General features: G+C 70.7%; 18 protein-coding genes and 2 tRNA genes. 11 read left to right on the top strand and 9 right to left on the bottom strand.

Annotated features, from left to right (window positions below; translation table 11 throughout):
- The first annotated feature begins 111 nt into the window (after window positions 1-111).
- From OG379_RS14625 to OG379_RS14610, 4 genes are all read left to right on the top strand, one after another.
- On the top strand, window positions 112-981 hold the full coding sequence (locus tag OG379_RS14625) for a hypothetical protein (RefSeq protein ID WP_405662805.1): 870 nt from the start codon (window positions 112-114) through the stop codon (window positions 979-981).
- 184 nt (window positions 982-1,165) lie between these two features.
- Entirely contained in the window at window positions 1,166-1,960 is a 795-nt protein-coding gene (locus OG379_RS14620) for an HAD-IIA family hydrolase (RefSeq protein WP_362926866.1), read from the top strand.
- A 66-nt stretch (window positions 1,961-2,026) separates the two neighbouring features.
- On the top strand, window positions 2,027-2,587 hold the full coding sequence (locus tag OG379_RS14615; protein ID WP_405662802.1) for a hypothetical protein: 561 nt from the start codon (window positions 2,027-2,029) through the stop codon (window positions 2,585-2,587).
- A 1-nt stretch (window position 2,588) separates the two neighbouring features.
- On the top strand, window positions 2,589-3,275 hold the full coding sequence (locus tag OG379_RS14610) for a class F sortase (protein WP_405662799.1): 687 nt from the start codon (window positions 2,589-2,591) through the stop codon (window positions 3,273-3,275).
- Window positions 3,276-3,690: 415 nt separating this feature from the next.
- Here OG379_RS14610 and OG379_RS14605 read toward each other — a convergent pair whose 3' ends face one another.
- Window positions 3,691-4,575: a LysR family transcriptional regulator gene (locus OG379_RS14605; protein WP_405662797.1), complete on the bottom strand. Its 885-nt coding sequence runs from the start codon at window positions 4,573-4,575 to the stop codon at window positions 3,691-3,693.
- Window positions 4,576-4,700: 125 nt separating this feature from the next.
- On the opposite strand from OG379_RS14605, the gene OG379_RS14600 reads away from it, so the two are divergent.
- From OG379_RS14600 to OG379_RS14590, 3 genes are all read left to right on the top strand, one after another.
- The gene (locus OG379_RS14600) at window positions 4,701-5,090 is read left to right on the top strand and encodes a VOC family protein (RefSeq protein WP_405662795.1); all 390 of its coding nucleotides are present in this window, start codon (window positions 4,701-4,703) and stop codon (window positions 5,088-5,090) included.
- Between the two features lie 78 nt (window positions 5,091-5,168).
- A complete protein-coding gene (locus tag OG379_RS14595) occupies window positions 5,169-6,173 on the top strand; it encodes an ATP-binding cassette domain-containing protein (protein ID WP_405662792.1) in 1,005 nt (334 codons plus the stop codon).
- On the top strand, window positions 6,170-6,952 hold the full coding sequence (locus OG379_RS14590; RefSeq protein ID WP_405662789.1) for an ABC transporter permease: 783 nt from the start codon (window positions 6,170-6,172) through the stop codon (window positions 6,950-6,952). The genes OG379_RS14595 and OG379_RS14590 overlap by 4 nt, the downstream gene beginning before the upstream one ends.
- A gap of 151 nt (window positions 6,953-7,103) precedes the next feature.
- Here the strand turns inward: OG379_RS14590 and OG379_RS14585 are convergent.
- Window positions 7,104-7,177 (bottom strand) — tRNA-Lys (locus OG379_RS14585).
- A gap of 169 nt (window positions 7,178-7,346) precedes the next feature.
- Here OG379_RS14585 and OG379_RS14580 point away from each other — a divergent pair.
- The 3 genes from OG379_RS14580 (at window position 7,347) to OG379_RS14570 (ending at window position 11,208) form a co-directional block, all read left to right on the top strand.
- Window positions 7,347-8,633, top strand: a complete 1,287-nt coding sequence (locus OG379_RS14580; protein ID WP_405662787.1) for a peptidoglycan-binding protein — start codon at window positions 7,347-7,349, stop codon at window positions 8,631-8,633.
- A gap of 35 nt (window positions 8,634-8,668) precedes the next feature.
- On the top strand, window positions 8,669-10,450 hold the full coding sequence (locus OG379_RS14575) for an SPFH domain-containing protein (protein ID WP_405662785.1): 1,782 nt from the start codon (window positions 8,669-8,671) through the stop codon (window positions 10,448-10,450).
- A gap of 167 nt (window positions 10,451-10,617) precedes the next feature.
- Window positions 10,618-11,208 (top strand): lytic polysaccharide monooxygenase, encoded by a 591-nt coding sequence (locus OG379_RS14570; protein WP_405662783.1) that lies wholly within the window; start codon window positions 10,618-10,620, stop codon window positions 11,206-11,208.
- A 64-nt stretch (window positions 11,209-11,272) separates the two neighbouring features.
- Here OG379_RS14570 and OG379_RS14565 read toward each other — a convergent pair.
- From OG379_RS14565 to OG379_RS14535, 7 genes are all read right to left on the bottom strand, one after another.
- Window positions 11,273-11,346: transfer RNA gene (locus tag OG379_RS14565), tRNA-Lys, on the bottom strand.
- Between the two features lie 196 nt (window positions 11,347-11,542).
- Complete coding sequence (locus OG379_RS14560; RefSeq protein WP_405662781.1) at window positions 11,543-12,301, bottom strand: IclR family transcriptional regulator; 759 nt, start codon at window positions 12,299-12,301, stop codon at window positions 11,543-11,545.
- A gap of 176 nt (window positions 12,302-12,477) precedes the next feature.
- Window positions 12,478-13,320 (bottom strand): ectoine/hydroxyectoine ABC transporter ATP-binding protein EhuA, encoded by an 843-nt coding sequence (ehuA, locus tag OG379_RS14555; RefSeq protein ID WP_405662778.1) that lies wholly within the window; start codon window positions 13,318-13,320, stop codon window positions 12,478-12,480.
- Entirely contained in the window at window positions 13,310-13,954 is a 645-nt protein-coding gene (ehuD, locus tag OG379_RS14550) for an ectoine/hydroxyectoine ABC transporter permease subunit EhuD (RefSeq protein ID WP_405662774.1), read from the bottom strand. Before ehuD ends, ehuA begins: the two co-directional genes overlap by 11 nt.
- Window positions 13,951-14,685, bottom strand: a complete 735-nt coding sequence (ehuC, locus tag OG379_RS14545; RefSeq protein ID WP_393765834.1) for an ectoine/hydroxyectoine ABC transporter permease subunit EhuC — start codon at window positions 14,683-14,685, stop codon at window positions 13,951-13,953. The genes ehuD and ehuC overlap by 4 nt, the downstream gene beginning before the upstream one ends.
- A 19-nt stretch (window positions 14,686-14,704) precedes the next feature.
- Window positions 14,705-15,607: an ectoine/hydroxyectoine ABC transporter substrate-binding protein EhuB gene (gene ehuB, locus OG379_RS14540; RefSeq protein ID WP_405662771.1), complete on the bottom strand. Its 903-nt coding sequence runs from the start codon at window positions 15,605-15,607 to the stop codon at window positions 14,705-14,707.
- A gap of 218 nt (window positions 15,608-15,825) precedes the next feature.
- Complete coding sequence (locus tag OG379_RS14535; protein ID WP_405662768.1) at window positions 15,826-16,785, bottom strand: D-2-hydroxyacid dehydrogenase; 960 nt, start codon at window positions 16,783-16,785, stop codon at window positions 15,826-15,828.
- Between the two features lie 184 nt (window positions 16,786-16,969).
- Between OG379_RS14535 and OG379_RS14530 the strand changes: the two genes are divergently transcribed.
- Entirely contained in the window at window positions 16,970-17,734 is a 765-nt protein-coding gene (locus OG379_RS14530; RefSeq protein ID WP_405662766.1) for a decarboxylase, read from the top strand.
- The last annotated feature ends 27 nt before the right edge of the window (window positions 17,735-17,761 follow it).

Genomic DNA, 17,761 nt, shown 5'->3' with positions numbered 1-17,761 from the left:
GGCGGTGTCGCCCCGTCGACGGTGGCCGCCCTCGCGCGCGCGTGGCAGCGTCGTCCCCGGCAGCCGGCCTTCCCGCGCCGGTCGTTCGCGAGCAGCGAAGGGTGTTCTCCCATGCCCCCCAAACCCCCCGCACGGCCGCGCGACGGCCGTGTCTTCTCCACCCTCGGGACGTTCGGGCTGGCGGCCGGATTCGCCGTACCCGCGGTCCTCCTCGGCGGCACCCAGGCGGACGCGGCACCGGCGGCCCCCACCTCGGTCGTCGCCGACGACCGGCAGCCCGTCTGCGGTGAGCCCGACGCCGAGCGCTTCCCGATCGAGACCCGGATCCACGGCGGCCCGGACACCTACGCCTCCGGCGGCGGCTACGGCCTCTGGTACCTCGACCTCACCAACACCACGGCCGACCCGTGCCGGGCCATCCACCCCGTGCTGGTGCTCACCGACGAGGACCGCACGCTCACCCCCGCCCGGATCCAGCTGGAGTTCTCGGCGGAGTCCGACCCGGACACGCGGCACCGCGTCTCCTGGGAGACCACGGAACGGCACGAGCAGATCGGGGTCTTCGGCGGCGGCGAGGACGACGACTTCCCCGGCTTCACCGTGCCCGCGGGGGGCACCGTCACCGTCCAGGTCCGGATGGCCTTCACCTCGGACACCGAACCCGGACGGGTCACGGCCAACGCGGCCGTCGTGCAGCGGCTGGCGGCGGTGGAGCAGCGCGGCGACGACGGGGACTGGGTGGGGGAGTCGGAGGACTACACCTTCGACATCGTCGAGGGAGACCTCGACGGCGGTACCGACCTGGAACCCACCGGTCCGGGGAAGGACGCCGACGAGGAGAGCGACACGGAGACCTCCGAACTGGCCCGCACCGGGCAGGAGGACCAGGCAGCCGCGGCCGGAATCGCTGCCGGTGTGCTGCTCGCCGGTGGTGTGGCCGCCCTGGCGGGCGCGCGCAGGATCCGCCGCGCACGGGACTGACCTAGGGGCTCCCCGCGGGCGAGTGCGCCGAGGACCGGATGCCGGCCAAGATCGGCTGCTGGCGTCCGGTCGGTTCCGCCCGGCGCAGCGTGCGGCCTAGGATCGGGGCGTCGGCGCTGCACAACGCGGTGCCGCCGGCGTCCAGCACCCCGAGTGCACAGTGCGTACGGCAGGAGCCCGTCACATGGCAGAGCGCAAGCCGATCGAATCCTGGCTGACCGACATGGACGGTGTCCTCATCCACGAGGGCACACCGATCCCCGGGGCCGACGCCTTCATCAAGCGGCTGCGGGATTCAGGGCTGCCGTTCCTGGTCCTCACCAACAACTCCATCTACACCGCCCGTGACCTGCACGCGCGCCTCAAGCGCATGGGTCTGGACGTGCCCGTGGAGAACATCTGGACCTCCGCCCTGGCCACCGCCCAGTTCCTGGACGACCAGCGGCCGCGCGGCACGGCGTACGTCATCGGCGAGGCCGGACTCACCACCGCGCTGCACGACATCGGCTACGTCCTCACCGACCACGAGCCCGATTACGTCGTACTGGGAGAGACCCGGACCTACAGCTTCGAAGCCCTCACCAAGGCGATCCGGCTGATCAACGGCGGCGCCCGCTTCATCTGCACCAACCCGGACGAGACCGGCCCGTCGGCCGAGGGCCCGCTGCCCGCGACCGGCTCGGTGGCCGCGCTGATCACCAAGGCCACCGGGAAGGCGCCGTACTTCGCGGGCAAGCCCAACCCGCTGATGATGCGGACCGGGCTCAACGCCATCGGCGCCCACTCCGAGACCTCCGCCATGATCGGCGACCGGATGGACACGGACGTGCTGGCCGGTCTGGAGGCGGGGATGCAGACCTTCCTGGTCCTCACCGGCCTGACCACGGAGGACGACATGGACCGGTACCCCTTCCGGCCCTCCACGGTCGTCGACTCGATCGCGGACCTGGTCGACCTGGTCGACCTGCCCGTGCCGTAACCCGACCGGGCTACAGCGGATGCGGGGTGCCGCCCGGAGCGTGAACCTTCACTCAGGAGGTTTACGATGCGTTCACTGCCCATCACGTTCTGTGCCGCGATCGTGGCCGGGACGATAGCCCTTCCCGCGTCCGCCGCGCTGGCCGATTCCAAGTCCGACGACTCCAGGGACGAGAAGCGTTCCGGGACGGTCTCGGTCAGCCCGTCCCGTGTCTCACCCGGCGGGGAGGTGGAACTCCGGACCGATGCCTGCGGCAAGGGCAGCTCGGCCCGGGGTAACTCCGAGGCCTTCGCCTCCGAAGCGCGCTTCGAGCGGGGTGACGGCAAGGAGCTCGTCGCCGCGGCCCGGATCCGCTCCGACGCCGCACCCGACGACTACGAGGTCTGGGTGACCTGCAAGGACGGCCACGGCAAGGCCACCGGCACGGTCACCGTCGTCCATCACAGCCGCCCCTCGCCCGTCGCCCCCGTGAGGGCCGGCGGCGGAGGCACCGCGGTGCTCGCCGAGGAGGCCGCCGACGAGGGACCCGGCACCCGGCACGCGGTGATCGGTCTCGGACTGGGCGCCGTAGCGGCCGTCGCCGTCGCGTTCCGCAGCGCGCGACGCCGCCGCCCGGCGCAGCACTGACATGACAGCCCCTGACCGTCCCGCCGGGACCGGACGGCTGCTGACCGGTGTCGCGTGGGCCGTCCTCCTGCTGGGGCTCTGGCTGTGGGGCCGCGCGGCCACCGCGGGGAACTCCGCCCCGACGACCGGTGACGTGGCGGCGGTCGGCCGCCCCCTGGGCGTACCGCTGCCCCCGGCCCACGACCCGCTCGACGGTGCCACGCCGCAGCGGGTCGAGATCCCCTCCATCGGGATCGACGCGGACCTCGTGAGCCGAGGGCTGGACGGCGAAGGGGCGATCGAGCCCCCGCCGTTCGAGACGCCGGGTGCCGTCGGCTGGTACGCCGCGGGCACCGAGCCCGGCACGGAGGGCGCCGCGCTCTTCGTCGGCCATGTCGACACCGCGACGAAGCCGGCCGTCTTCTACGGGCTCAGCGCCGCGAGACCGGGCGAGAAGGTCCGGGTGAGCCGGTCCGACGGGAAGATCGCCGAATTCACCATCGACGACGTCCAGGTCTTCACCCGCGAACGCTTCGACGCGCAGAAGGCGTACGGGCCGCGTGAGGACGGGCGGGCGGAGCTCCGTCTGATCACCTGCGGCGGTACGTACGACCACGAGTCCCGCGCGTACACGGCCAACGTCGTGGTCTCCGCCTATCTGACCGCGGAGAAGAGCGTGGAGAAGAAGGGCTCGGAGAGCCGCGCCTGAGAGGCAACCTGGCCCGGTCGGCGCCCGCTCCCCCTCGGAGCCGCCGGCCGGGCCGGTCCTCCACCACGGCGCCCGGATCGCGGGAGTGACCCGGGCGCGCCGCGGGAGGTCGGGCCGTTCGTACCGACACGACACTGTAGGCCGACGACGCCTCGCACCCGGAGTGTTTTCGGCAGGATGTCCGGATCCGGGTGGGAGCGTCCGCGGCCCGGACCCGGCTCGTCGGACGACGGGGCGAAGGGCACGCCGACCGCGGTCGGCGCCTTGGGGCATCGGCGACCGCCGGGCCACGGTGATCCTGGAGCCGGACGCCCTCCTGCACCTGGTGGAGGGGTGCACGCCGCACTGGTGGCTGGATTGCGCGCCGGGCCTGACTCGCGCCACGACATGGCCCGGCGGGCTCCGCTGTGCTCCGTCAGGGTGCGGCGGTCTCCAGGACGGCCTGGACGAACGCGCGCACCTTCGGGGTGTTCCCGGTGGCCGGCCAGAGGAGTCCGTACTCCACCGGCGGGGCGTCGCGAAAGGGGACGTAGACGATGTCCGGGCGGGAGTAGTACTGCGCCGCGCGCAGGGAGGTGGGGGAGACACCCTTGCCCGCGCCGACCAGGGCCAGCACCTCCTGCCAGGCGGTGGTCGACGGGCCACGCGGGATGGGCCGGCCCTTCGGGGTGTGGCGGGGGTAGTGGAGGTCGAGGAAGTACTGGGGCTGGCCGGTGATGGTGACCAGCGGTGCCTCCGCGAGGTCCTCCACGGAGACCGTCTCCCGCTCGGCGAACGGGTGGCCGGCGGGGACGACGAGTGCGCGGGGCTCGGAGAAGAGCACCGGGCCGCTGACGATGTCGGGCTCGTCGATCGGCAGTTCGCTCAGCTGGATGTCGCGGCTGCCGTCGCGCATCGGCCCGAGGGGATCGTTCAGCTGGGAGTCCTGGATATGGACCACGCAGTCGGGATGGCGGGTGCGGAACGTGTCGGCGGCCGCCACGACGAGGTTGCCGGCCCAGGCGGCCGAGTAGGCCACGCGGAGTTCTCCGGAGATGCCCTTGCCGGCGGCAGCCGCGGCGGCCAGGGCATCGTGGATCTGCTGATAGCCGACGGCGAGGCCGTCCCTCAGCTGCCGGCCGATGTCGGTCAGCTGTACGTTGCGACTGGTCCGCTTGAACAGTTCGGCACCGATGGCGCGTTCCTGCTTCTTGATGACCTGGCTGACCCTGGCCGGAGTGACGTGCAGCCGGTCCGCCGTACGGCCGAAATGGAGCTCCTCCGCCAAGGCCAGGAAGATCTCGATCTCCCGCAACTCCACGCTCTTGCCCCCCGATTCATGAAGTGCTGGGTTAACCGGCGTTGCAGGATACGTCGTTGATTCATCTTCTCGTACTGCCGATGCTTGACGACAGGGCAGTCGGCCACGAGGAAGGAACCCTGCGCATGAATATCATCGCGTCGGCGGTGGTGCTGGCCGTCGGCGATCCGGCGGCATCGAGCCGGTTCTTCACCGACCATCTGGGGTTCCGGGAGGTCCTGGTGGCCGAGGGCGTCATCCACCTCTCGCGCGACGACGCGGCCAGCGATCTCGTCGTACTGGAATGTGATCCCGAACCGCGTTCCAGCCGACGGCAGTCCGCCGCACAGGCCGAGGTGCGGGTCTGCTTCACGGTCACCGACCTCGCCGCAGAACACGAGCGGCTGCGGCGGGAGGGCGCACGGATCCTGGAACCCCTGCGCCAGGAGCCGTGGGGCGAATGGGTGCTGCAGCTCGCCGACCCCAACGGTGTGGTGATCCAGATCGTGGAGTGGGTACCGCCCGCCGGCGCCTGAGGCTTCTCCTGCCCCATTCCGCGAACCCCGCGACTCAACTGATTTTCCTGACACCTCACCCCCGAACGGGAGGGCCCCATGTCTTCATCTGTCATGCCCACGTCTATTCGAAAGGCCGCCGGTCAGCGACCGACCGCCGCCATTTCCGCCGTCGGTCTGCGTAAGTCCTACGGGGACAAGACCGTCCTCGACGGCATCGATCTGCACATCCCTGCCGGCTCGGTCTTCGCCCTGCTCGGTCCGAACGGCGCGGGCAAGACCACCGCCGTGAAGATCCTCTCCACGCTCATCACCGCAGACGGCGGGCAGGCGCAGGTCGCGGGTCACAACCTGGCGACGGACCCGCAGGCGGTGCGGGGCGCGATCGGTGTCACCGGGCAGTTCTCGGCGGTCGACGGCCTGATCACCGGCGAGGAGAACATGCTCCTCATGGCCGACCTGCACCACCTCTCCCGCAGCGAGGGGCGGCGGGTCGCCGCCGAACTCCTGGAGCGTTTCGACCTGGTCGAGGCCGCGAAGAAGCCCGCCTCCACCTACTCCGGCGGCATGAAGCGCCGCCTGGACATCGCCATGACGCTGGTCGGCGGCCCGAGGGTCATCTTTCTCGACGAGCCGACCACCGGCCTCGACCCGCGCTCCCGCCACACCATGTGGGGCATCATCCGCGGGCTGGTGTCCGGCGGGGTGACCGTCTTCCTCACCACCCAGTACCTGGAGGAGGCCGACGAACTCGCCGACCGCATCGCCGTGCTCCACGACGGGAAGCTCGCCGCCGAGGGCACCGCCGACGAACTCAAGCGGATCGTCCCCGGCGGACACATCAGGCTCCGCTTCACCGACCCGGCCGCATACCGGGCCGCCGCCTCCAGCCTGGGCGAGGTCAGCCGGGACGACGAGGCACTTGCCCTGCAGATCCCGAGCGACGGAAGCCAGCGCGAACTGCGCTCCATCCTCGACCGGCTGGATTCGGCAGGCATCGAGGCGGACGAACTCACCGTGCACACACCCGACCTCGACGACGTCTTCTTCGCCCTGACAGCCCCGGCCAGCGTCCCCAGCCAGTCAAAGGAGACTGCCCGATGAGCTCCCTCTCCCTCGCCGTACGCGACTCGTCCACCATGCTGCGGCGGAACCTGCTGCACGCCCGGCGCTACCCGTCCCTCACCCTGAACCTGCTGCTCACCCCGGTGATGCTCCTGCTGCTCTTCGTCTACATCTTCGGCGACGCCATGAGCGCGGGCATCGGCGGCGACCGCTCCGACTACATCGCCTACCTGCTCCCGGGCATCCTCTTGATGACGATCGGATCGACCACGATCGGCACTGCGGTGTCCGTCTCCACCGACATGACCGAGGGCATCATCGCCCGCTTCCGCACCATGGCCATCCACCGCGGCTCCGTCCTGATCGGGCACGTCGCCGGCAGCGTCCTCCAGGCCGTCATGAGCGTGGTCCTCGTCGGGGCCGTCGGAGTGGCCATCGGGTTCCGGTCCACGGATGCCACGGCCATGGAGTGGCTGGCGGCGTTCGGACTGCTCGTGCTCTTCGCGCTGGCGCTCACCTGGATCGCGGTCGGCATGGGACTGGTCAGCCCGAATGCCGAGGCCGCCGGTAACAACGCCATGCCGCTGATCCTCCTGCCGCTCCTGTCCAGCGCCTTCACCCCGGTCGAGTCGATGCCGGGCTGGTTCCAGCCGATCGCCGAGTACCAGCCCTTCACCCCGGCCATCGAAACCCTGCGAGGACTCCTCCTCGGCACCGAGATCGGCCACAACGGATGGCTGGCGATCGCCTGGTGCCTGGGTCTCGCGGTGCTCGGCTACGTCTGGTCGGCCTCCAGGTTCAACGAAGACCCGAAGTAACGGCCGAGGCGACCGGCCCCCGCGCGGAGGTGTGACGTCGGCGTCGGTGACGAAGCCGACGTCCGGGTCGCGAGGCCCCCGGGGGCGCTCCGATCCGGAGAAAACATGAGCGAGGCCCCCTCACACTCGGTGAGGGGGCCTCGCTGTTGCGTGCGCCGTCAGGGACTCGAACCCCGGACCCGCTGATTAAGAGTCAGCTGCTCTAACCAACTGAGCTAACGGCGCCTGCTGACCTGAAGAACTTTACCCGATGTCCTGGAGTGCTCCTGACCAATTCCTCTCCGGTACGGCCTGTCGGATGGTCGTTTTGTCCCTTTAATCCGTCACCATGAGATATGCCGGGAAAGTTGAGATACGGAAGATCTGGACGACTGCCGAGGGGAAGAGGAGTCGCATGACTGTGCCGGTCTTCGAGGAGTACGAACCCGCCGCCGACTGTGGCTGTCCGGGCTGCGCGCAACGTCGACGTACGGCCGCCGCACTGCCCGTGAGCCACGGCGGCCACCCGGCCGCGCACGGCGCTCGGCGGGCGCTGGTGCTGGTCACCGCGGCGGGGGTGGTCCTGTCCTGCGGGGCAGGGCAGGCCGCCGCCACCGCCGCCGGACGGGACGCCCGCGGCGGCACGGTGACCGACCCCCAGCCGGTCACCCCCCAGGGCACGGTGGGGCCCCTGAACAACGGCGGATCCTCAGGGTCGCCCTCCGCCCCGGACACGGCGCCGCGCACGACGACGCGGACCGAGATCATCAACCGCGCCAAGAAATGGGTGACGGCGAAGGTGCCGTACGACATGGCGGCGTACTGGTCGGACGGCTACCGGCAGGACTGCTCCGGCTTCGTGTCGATGGCATGGAACCTCGGCAGCAACGAGTGGACCGGCAGCCTCGCCACCTTCGGGACGAAGATCGCCCGGGCCGACCTGGAGCCCGGCGACATCCTCCTCTTCCACAACCTGGCCGACCCCGCGGTGGGGTCGCACGTCACGGTCTTCGGCGGCTGGACCGACCACACGCACAGTCACTACCTCGCGTACGAGCAGACCCGCCCGAACACGCGGGTGGCGACGACGCCGATGGCGTACTGGAGCAACTCCTCGAAGTACGTGGCCTACCGCTACAAGGGCATCGTCACCGGCGCGAGCGGCAGCGGCTCGGCCACCGCGTTCCCCGGGGCCGGAAAGTTCGGTCCCGGCGCCGACAACGCGCATGTGACCCGGCTCGGGCAGCTGCTCATCGCGCAGGGCGGCAAGCGCTTCTACAAGGAGGGCGCGGGACCGCGCTGGAGCGTCGCGGACAAGCGGGCGACCCAGGCGTTCCAGCTGGCGCAGGGGTGGAAGGGCAAGGAAGCGGACGGCATCCCCGGCCCGGGCACCTGGAGCCTGCTCGTCAAGGGCACCGGCCACAGGATCCCCGCCGCCGGGTCCGGCGGGACCACGGGCGGGGCCGTGGCTTACCCCGGGAAGGGCTTCTTCAGGCCGGGGCAGTCCAACAGCCACGTCGAACAGCTCGGCGTCCGGCTGGTGAAGAAGGGATACGGCACCCACTACGTGACGGGCCCCGGCCCGCGCTGGACGGAGGCGGACCGCCGCAACGTCCAGGCGTTCCAGCGCGCCCAGGGCTGGAGCGGGAGCGCGGCCGACGGATATCCGGGGCCGGAGACATGGCGACGGCTCTTCGCGTGACGGGTGAAGCGACGGAACGGATGACGGAGGCGGGAATGCGGTCAACGGAGAACGTACGGGGCGAGTGGGACGAGCTGGGCGAGCGGGACACGCGAGTGATCGTCCCCGGTCCCGGCGTGGGGGACGCGCAGGGAGAGGTGCCTGTCGAGGTGCTGCCGGTGGCGGTTCCGGAGCCGTCGGCGGAGCCGGCCGGGGACGGTCCGGGCGCGGCCCCGGCTCCTTCGGCGGACGTGCCGGCGGCGGTGGAGGACGAGATCCCGGCGGATCTGGGGCCGGCCCTGGACGCCGTCGCCGTGGTGGGCCGGGCGGCACCGGTGGACGGCGTGGGCTTTCCGGCGGACCTGGACCTGGACCTGGACCTGGGGCTGGGCATGGTGCCGGAGTCGGGGTCGGTGTCCGGTCCGAGGGACCCGGACCTCGACCTGGACCTGGAGCCGTGGCTCGGCTCCGAGCCGGTGCGTGACTCCGAGTCCTTGGAGGAGGAGCCGGAGACGCGCCTTCTGCCGTCCGTCCCGGAAGCGGTCATCGGTGCGGACACCGGGACGGCGCCCGCCCCGGCGGCCCAGGACGCCGGCCAGGTGCCCGCTCCAGCCGCACGGGGGGAACGGCCGCCGGATCTCCGGAAGCCGGAGCCCGGCCGGTTCCGGCCGGCCGACGGAGAGGAGCGCGCCCCGGTCACGCTCGGCGTCGGTGCCGCGGACCCGGTCGCCTGGTGGGGGGCCGGGCGCCGGCAGCCCGTCATCACCACCGAGACCACCGCGCCCATCCCCGTACACCTGCTCTTCCGCGACGACGACCGGGGCGCAAGGCCCGCCGGTGCGGGGACCGGCACCGAGCGGCGGTCGGACGAGCGCCGTGCGCCCCTGCCGCGGTCCCGCCGGACGCAGGCGCCCACCCGGCCCGCGCCCCTTGCGGACCCCCGGCTCACCGAGCGGCCCGGGCCCGTACTGCCGGGCTGGGCCGCGCTGTTCACCGCGTCGGCGGGGGTGGCCGCCGGACTCGCCATGCTGTGGTGGCACGGCGCGCTGCCCACCGCCGTGACCGGCCGGCTCGGGCTCGGGGCACGGCCGTACGACGGCATCGGCGCCGGGACCTGGGCGCTGCTCGCCCTCGTGGTGGCGGTGGCGCTGTTCGCGCTCTGCGGTCTCGGGCGGGGCCGGTCCGGGCACGCCTCGGTGCTGACGCTCTTCGGCGACTACCGGGGCAGCGTCCGGCGCGCCGGCCTCCTCTGGATCTCCCCGATCCTGCGGCGCCGCCGGATCGACGTACGCCTGCGGCACTGGCGCAGTGAACCGCTGTCCGCCGTGGACGCGAGCGGTACCGCACTGCGGGCCGTGGTCCTCGTCGTATGGCGGGTGAGGGACACCGCGCGGGCCACGCTCGGCGTGGCGGACCACGAGCGGTACCTGCGCGACCAGGTGGAGGCGGCCCTGGCCCGGGTCCTCTCGCAGCTGCCTGCCGACGCCTTCCACGAGGACACCCGCACCCTGCGCGACGCGGAGGCGGTGGGTGACGCGCTGACCCGCATGGTGAAGGCGGACTGCGTGCCCGTGGGCATCGAGGTCTACTCCGCGCAGCCGACCGGGATCGAGTACGCCCCCGAGGTCGCGGCCGCCATGCAACGGTGCCGGGTGGCGGCCATCGACGCGAAGCACCGGGACGAGGTGCTGACCTCCGTCGTCGACGCGGTGGACGACACGGTCGGCAGGCTGACCGCGCGCGGCATCGTCGAGCTCGACGCCTACGAACACAAGGCCCTGGTCAGGGATCTGACGGTGGCCTTCTACACCGGCCGCAGCGGCGGGGAAGGGGCCTGAGCGCCTCCGTTTGCACCGGAGGGTGCGCCGAAACCCGATCCACATTGGTCTGGACATGTTCATGCCGCGTCAATAATCTGGACTTGGTCTAGACCGCACAGCGAGGCGCGCAGCACAGTTCGGATCATCCCCAGAACATCCCCCACGTTCTCGAGGAGCGACACAGCATGCGGAAAAGGGCAAGCGCGGCCGTCATCGGCCTGGCGATAGCGGGCGTCTCCATGTTCGCGACCAGCAGCGCCAGCAGTCACGGATACACGGATTCCCCCATCAGCCGGCAGAAACTCTGTGCGAACGGCACCGTCACCGGCTGCGGCAACATCCAGTGGGAACCGCAGAGCGTCGAGGGCCCCAAGGGCTTCCCGGCGGCAGGACCGGCGGACGGCAAGATCTGCGCCGGCGGGAACAGCAGTTTCGCTCAGCTCGACGACCCGAGAGGCGGCAACTGGCCCGCCACCCAGGTCACCGGAGGGCAGGGCTACAGCTTCCGCTGGCAGTTCACCGCCCGGCACTCCACCAGCGACTTCCGCTACTACATCACCAAGAACGGCTGGGACTCCACCAAGCCGCTGACCAGGGCGGCCCTGGAATCGCAGCCCTTCATGACGGTGCCGTACGGCAACCAGCAGCCGCCGGCGACGCTGACGCACCAGGGCACGATGCCCACCCAGAAGTCCGGGAAGCACATCATCCTGGCCGTCTGGAACGTCGCCGACACCAGCAACGCGTTCTACGCGTGCTCCGACGTGAAGTTCTGATCCGGCGCAGCGCAAAGCACAGTGGGCGGTCTCCCCGGAAGGAGACCGCCCACTGTGGTGTCTGTGCGCCGTCAGGGACTCGAACCCCGGACCCGCTGATTAAGAGTCAGCTGCTCTAACCAACTGAGCTAACGGCGCCTGCTGACTCGAAAATAATACCTGGTCCTCGGGGGTGCTGATGACACGTGCCCACCGCACCCCGACGCAGGCCGTCGGATCGTGCGGACCCGCCCCTGACCTGCGGGCCCGCACCCGTACATGTATACCGAGCCGGGCCTGGGCGCCACCGTCCGGGCGTGGCGTATCCCACAGGGAGCGGTCTGCGGATCCCGCCTCAGAGGGTCAGTGACAGCAGGATCGGTGCCGCGCGCCGGTTCAGCGTGGCGGCCGCGGCCCGCAGCCGGTGCGCGTGCTCGATCGGCAGGGACAGTGCCAGGCACCCGGCCGACGAGCCCGCCGTCAGCGGGACGGCCGCGCACACCGTGCCCACGGCGTACTCCTGGAGGTCGAGCACCGGGACCGTCGCCGGCTGGCTGTCCAGCTTGGAGAAGAGCACCTTCTCGTTCGTGATCGTCCGCGACGTCAGTCGCGCGATCCGGTGCCGGGACAGATGGTCGCGTCGGCCGTTCTGGTCGAGCTGCGTCAGCAGGCACTTGCCGATCGCGCTGGCGTGCGCCGCCGAGCGGAAGTCGACCCATTCGTTGACGGCCGGCGTGCGGGGCCCGTCGGCCATCTGCGTGACGCGGATCTCCCCGTCGACGTAGCGGCTGACATAGACGGCCGCACCGACCGAGTCGCGCAGCTGCGCGAGGGTCTGCTGGAGCTTCGCCTCCAGGGCCCGCCTGCGGGCGGCGCCGGAACCGAGCTCCAGGAGCGAGGACCCGAGGACGTACGCGCCGTCGGCGACCTGCTCGACGTATCCCTCGCGGCGCAGCGTCAGCAGGAGCGGCGTGAGATGGCCCGTCGGAAGTCCCGTCTCGCGGGAGAGCCGCGTCTCGGTCACCCCGCCGCCGTGGGCGGACACGGACTCGAGGACCCGAAGGGCGTACTGCACCGAATGGAACGGCGCCTTCGGCTCGGGCTTCAACGCCACGGTTCCCCCTCCAGGGCATCTGCCAGGTTGTGACCGCAAGCTCACGACCCACGATAGTCGTCAACAGGCCGTTGGGGAGGGGCTGTCGGGGAGTTGATGGTGCGCCCCGGCCGTGTCAGCTGGGGCGCACCCGATTGGCATATGCCAAGGTCACGGTCGGTATGCCAAAGGCAAGGTCACAGCACCGCGTTGAGGAATTCGCGCGTGCGTTCGTGTTCGGGGTCGGTGAATATTTTTTCCGGCGTACCGGACTCCACGACCCGCCCCGCGTCGAACATCAGGACCTTTTCGGACACGTCCCGGGCGAAGTTCATCTCGTGGGTCACACAGAGCATCGTGATGTTGGTGTTCCTCGCGATGTCACTGAGGAGTTCCAGTACGCCCGCCACCAGCTCCGGGTCCAGGGCCGACGTCACCTCGTCGAGCAGCAGGATCTCCGGCCGCATCGCCAGCGCGCGGGCGATGGCGACGCGCTGCTGCTGGCCGCCGGAGAGCTGGGAGGGATGGGCGTCGATCTTGCCGGAGAGCCCGACCAGGTCGAGCAGCTCCCGGGCCCGGGTCTCCGCCTCGTCCTTGTCCATGCCGAGGACGTTGACGGGCGCCTCGGTGATGTTCTGGAGCACCTTCATGTTCGGGAAGAGATTGAACTGCTGGAAGACCATCCCGATCTTCTTCCGGGACTCCCGCAGCTGCTTCTCACCGGCGGGCTTCAGCGAGCCGGACGGCGTCCGCACGTGCGAGAGGGGTGAGCCGTCCACCCAGATCACGCCGTCGCTGACCTTCTCCAGCGTCATCAGGAGCCGCAGGATGGTCGTCTTTCCCGAGCCGCTCGGTCCGATCAGCGTGACGTGCTCGCCGCGCCGCACGGTGAAGTCCAGCTCGTCCAGGACCACATGGTCGCCGTACCGCTTGACGACCTTGTCGAAGCGGACCAGCGGCTCGACGCCGGTCGGCCGGGCGTCCTGAGCCGCGTCCGCGGGCCCGGGTTCCTTTTCGAGAGGTGCGGATTCAGTGGCCAAGGCGCTTCTCCAGCTTTCTCATGAGCAGTGAGGTGGGGTAGCTCGCGACCAGGAAGACAAGTCCGGCGAGGGTGAACACCTCGGTGTACACGAAGTGGTCGGCTCCGTACTTCCGGGCTTCGAAGACCATTTCCTGCACCGTGATCACGGCGAGGAAGGGGGTCTCCTTGAACATCGAGATCGCGTAGTTGCCGAGCGCGGGCAGCACGTTGCGCACCGCCTGCGGCAGGATCACGGCCTGCCAGGTCCGCCGCGGCGACATGGAGAGCGCCCGGCAGGCCTCCCACTGCCCCTTGGGCACACCGTCGATCCCGGCCCGGTAGACCTCCGAGGTGTACGCGGCGTAGTGGACGCCCAGCACGATGATGCCGATGGTCAGCGGCTCCACGGAGCTGAAGACGGCTGCCGCGCCCACCAGCTGCACCAGCAGCGGGGTGGAGCGGACGAACTCCGTCAGCGCCTTCACCGGTACGGTCACGAAGCGGGACGGTGCCCGCCCGGCAACGGCGACGGCCAGTCCCAGCACCGCCGCCACGAGCGTGCCGAGCACGGTCGCGAGCAGCGTGACCCTGAATCCTTCGAGCAGCAGGGGAAAGGCGTCCCCGACGGCATCCCACCGGAACGACTGGTTCACCGGGCACCTCCCGCTGTGGCGGCGGCTTCCGCCGTGCGTGTCTTGAGCAGGCTGCCCGCACCGGTGTGCAGTCCCAGCCGCCGCTTGGCGGTGCGCTCCAGCATGTTCATCAGCAGCGTCAGCGCGTAGGCGAGGACGAAGTAGACGGCCAGCAGCAGCAGATAGGTGAGGAGGCTTTCACCGCTCCGGCTGCGGACGTGTTCGATCGCGGTCATCAGATCGGCCGCGGAGAGCAGCCACAGCAGGGGCGTGCACTTCAGCAGCTGGATCAGCAGGTTGGTGAAGGACGGGATCATCTGCACCCAGGCCTGCGGCATGATCACCTTCCGCATGCGGTGGAAGGGCGTCATGTTCAGCGCCACAGCCGCCTCGTACTGCGCGCGTGGCACGGAGTTGATCGCGCCGCGCACGATCTCGGAGCCGTACGCCCCGTAGTTGAGGCCGAAGGCGACGACCCCGCAGACCAGCGGGGTGAGTTCGTACCCCGTGAGGGGCGGCATCGCGTAGTAGAGCCAGAACAGCTGGATGTAGAGCGAGGTGCCGCGGAAGAACTCCACGACGGTCCGGGAGACCCCGCGCACCAGCAGCAGCTTGCTGCCCGCGGCGAGGCCGAGGACGAACGACAGCAGCAGGGCGAGCAGGGAGCCCAGGACCGTCGCCTCGAGCGTCACCCACAGACCCGATCTGACCTGGGGGAACTCTTCGCCGAGTATGGAGAGGAAGTCACTCATACGCTGGGGTCCGTCCTCGTCAGCCCTTGCACAGGTCGGCCGTCTTGAGCGTGGCCGGCGGAATCTCCGTGGCGCCGAAGCCGTACTCCTGGAGGAGCTCCACGTAGCGGGACTTGTCCGAGACGATCTTCTTGAGCTCGCGGTTGAAGGAGTCCCGAAGGTCCTCGTTGCCCTTGCGGAACACCGCGCCGCCCGGCGAGAACTGCTTCGCGCCGTCCAGCTCGGGGACGAAGGCCTCCGTGACCTCGGTGTCCGGGTTGGTCTTGGCGAGCCAGCGCAGCGAGATGCCGGTGAGCAGGAAGGCGTCGATCCGGCCGCCCTTGACGGCGTCCGCGCCGTCCTGCGGCTTCTGCAGGGTCTTGATCTTCCCCTCGGCGATGCCCGCGCCCTCGGCGTACGAGGCCTCGACCGCACCGGACATCACGCCGACGGTGACCCCGGCCGCCTTCGCGGAGGCCAGGTCGGTGAGCTTCTTCGGGTTGCCCTTCTTCACCATCAGGGCGGTGGGGGAGATGAACTCCGGCTCGGAGAAGAGGGCGTTGGCGCAGCGCTCGGGGGTGATGGCCATGCCGGCGCTGACGACGTCGTACTTGCCCGCCTGGAGACCGGGGATGAGGCCGTCCCACTCCGAGAGGGTGGGCTTCAGCTCGTCCACCCCGAGCGCCTTGAATATCTCCCGGTGCAGCGTGGGGGCCTCGCCCTTGAGCTCCTTGCCCTCCATGTAGCCGTACGGGGCCTCGTTGGCGTACGCGACCCTGACGAAGCCCTGCTTGCGGAGCTTGTCGAGCGCACCCTCACCGTCCGTGGCGCCGGCGTCGGTCTTGCTGCACGCGGAGAGCAGGCCGGGAACGACGATCAGACCTCCCACGGCCGCCGATCGATTGAGGAAGCTCCGACGGGACAGGTGAGGGAAGTCAGCCATGGTTCGCAATCTCCTGGAGAAATCGGGGTGTCGAACAGTCCGGACAGGGTGAGCACCTTCCCGCTCCCGGACGTCTATGCAGTAAGCGCTGCCATGTAACCGAACGGTGGCCGGAGGGTGACCTTCCCGTGTCTCGTCATGGGCGGAGTGCGACGACGGCTGTGCGCGGCGTATTCCCCGCCGCCAGCGGATTCATGACTGCCCGTCACTCCGGACGGTCAGGAGGGAATGTCCGGAGAAGGTACGTAACCACGCTCCATGTCCACCACGTTGGGGAGCGGCTCACCGGCCACCCAGCCCTCGTACATCGAGACGAACTGTTCGCCCAGCCGGTCCCGCCAGCCGACCGTGTCGCCGCTCATGTGCGGGGAGACCAGCAGGCCGGGCGCGTCCCACAGCGGGCTGGACGGACCCAGCGGCTCCTCGTGGAACACGTCGAGCGCAGCACCCGCGATCCACTGCTTCCGCAGCGCGTCGGCCAGATCCTCCTCGACGGTCAGCGGGCCGCGCCCCACGTTGATGAAGTGGGCGGAGGGCTGGAGCAGTCCGAAGAAGCGCGCGTCGAACATCCCGCGCGTCGCGTCCGTCAGCGGGGCCGCGCAGACCACCCAGTCCGCGCCGGCCGCCAGCCGGCCCAGGTCCTCGACGCCGTGGATCGTGCGCCGGGCCGTACGGCCGACGAGCGCCACCTGGACGCCGAGACCGTGCAGCAGCCGCATGATCTCCCGGCCGACGGGGCCCGCGCCGACGACCACGGCGCGGCTGCCGGCGATTCCCCTGGTCTCCCGGTGGCTCCAGCGGCGCTGCCGCTGGAGCTCCAGCGTGCGGGGCAGGTCCTTCGCGAAGGCGAGCACCAGCCCCGCGACGTACTCGGCGATGGGCAGCTCGAAGACCCCACGGGCGTTGGTGACGACGGTGGGGGAGGCGGCCAGCTCCGGGCAGAGCAGCCGGTCCACCCCGGCGCTCGCCGTGTGCACCCAGCGGGGGCGTGGCCCGTCGCCCGGCCAGGCCTCGCGGACGGCGTCGGAGGTGAAGTCCCAGACGAGCAGCACATCCGCGTCGGGCAGCCGGGCGGCCAGCGTCCGCTCGTCGGCGTACCGGACGACGGCCCGGCCGGTCAGCCGGCCCAGGCGCGGTGACGGGTCGGTGTCCAGGACGAGGATCACGGGAGCGGTCATCGGAATGACCACGCTCGCACCGGGGAACACGCCCGTCAACAGGGCCTCCGCATCCGAGGAGAAACCGCTGGTCACCCCCGTCGCGGGACGCGGTATGGGGTGAAAAGGGGAATACTTGTCCCAGGCAGGGGCAGCGGTGGTTACGAGTGCCGACAGGACATCCGGACGCACGGGAAGGGTGGACATGACGACCGTAGGACTTCTCTACCCGGGCCACGCCGCGGAGGACGACTTCCCGCGGATCGAGGTCATGCTCGACAGCGACATCAGAGTGCCGCTCTTCCACACCGACATCGACGAGGACGTCCGCAGAGCCGACAACCTCCGGGAGGCCGGCTCGGCCGAGCGCCTGGGCGCGGGCGTCGAGGAACTGCGGATGGCCGGCGCGGAGTCGCTGGTCTGGGCCTGCTCGGGCGGCAGTTTCGCCTACGGCTGGGCCGGTGCCCACGAGCAGGCCGCGGGCCTGGCCAGGGCCGCCGGGCTTCCCGCGTCCAGCACGTCCATCGCCTTCGTCCAGGCGGTACGCGAGCTGGGTGCCACCCGGGTGGCGGTCGCCGCGACCTACTCCGACGACATCGCCGCGCTCTTCGCGGGCTTCCTGGGGTCCGGGGGCGTCGAGGTGACGTCGACCCGGGGCGGTGGCATCGTCACGGCGTCCGCGGCGGCCGACGCGGACATGGAGCTCGTGAAGGAGCTGGCCGTGGCCGGCGACCACCCGGACGCCGAGGTGGTGCTGCTCCCCGACAACGCCCTGCACACCGCCGCGTACGTCCCCGAACTGGAGGAACTCCTCGGCAAGCCGGTCCTCACCGCCAACCAGGTGGCGGTCTGGGAAGGGCTCCGGCTGGCCGAACGCCGGATCTGGGCCCCCACACTCGGCACCCTGTTCGCCACCCGGGAGCCCCCGCTGGGCGCCTCGGAGCCCCGGGGCATCGAGGTCCGGGAGTAGGCGCCAGGGCCAGGCCCGGGGAGCGGG

This window comes from Streptomyces sp. NBC_01166, assembly GCF_045039765.1.
Classification (GTDB): domain Bacteria; phylum Actinomycetota; class Actinomycetes; order Streptomycetales; family Streptomycetaceae; genus Streptomyces.
Note: the sequence above shows the minus strand (reverse complement) of the source record. Positions and strands in the feature narration are given on the sequence as shown.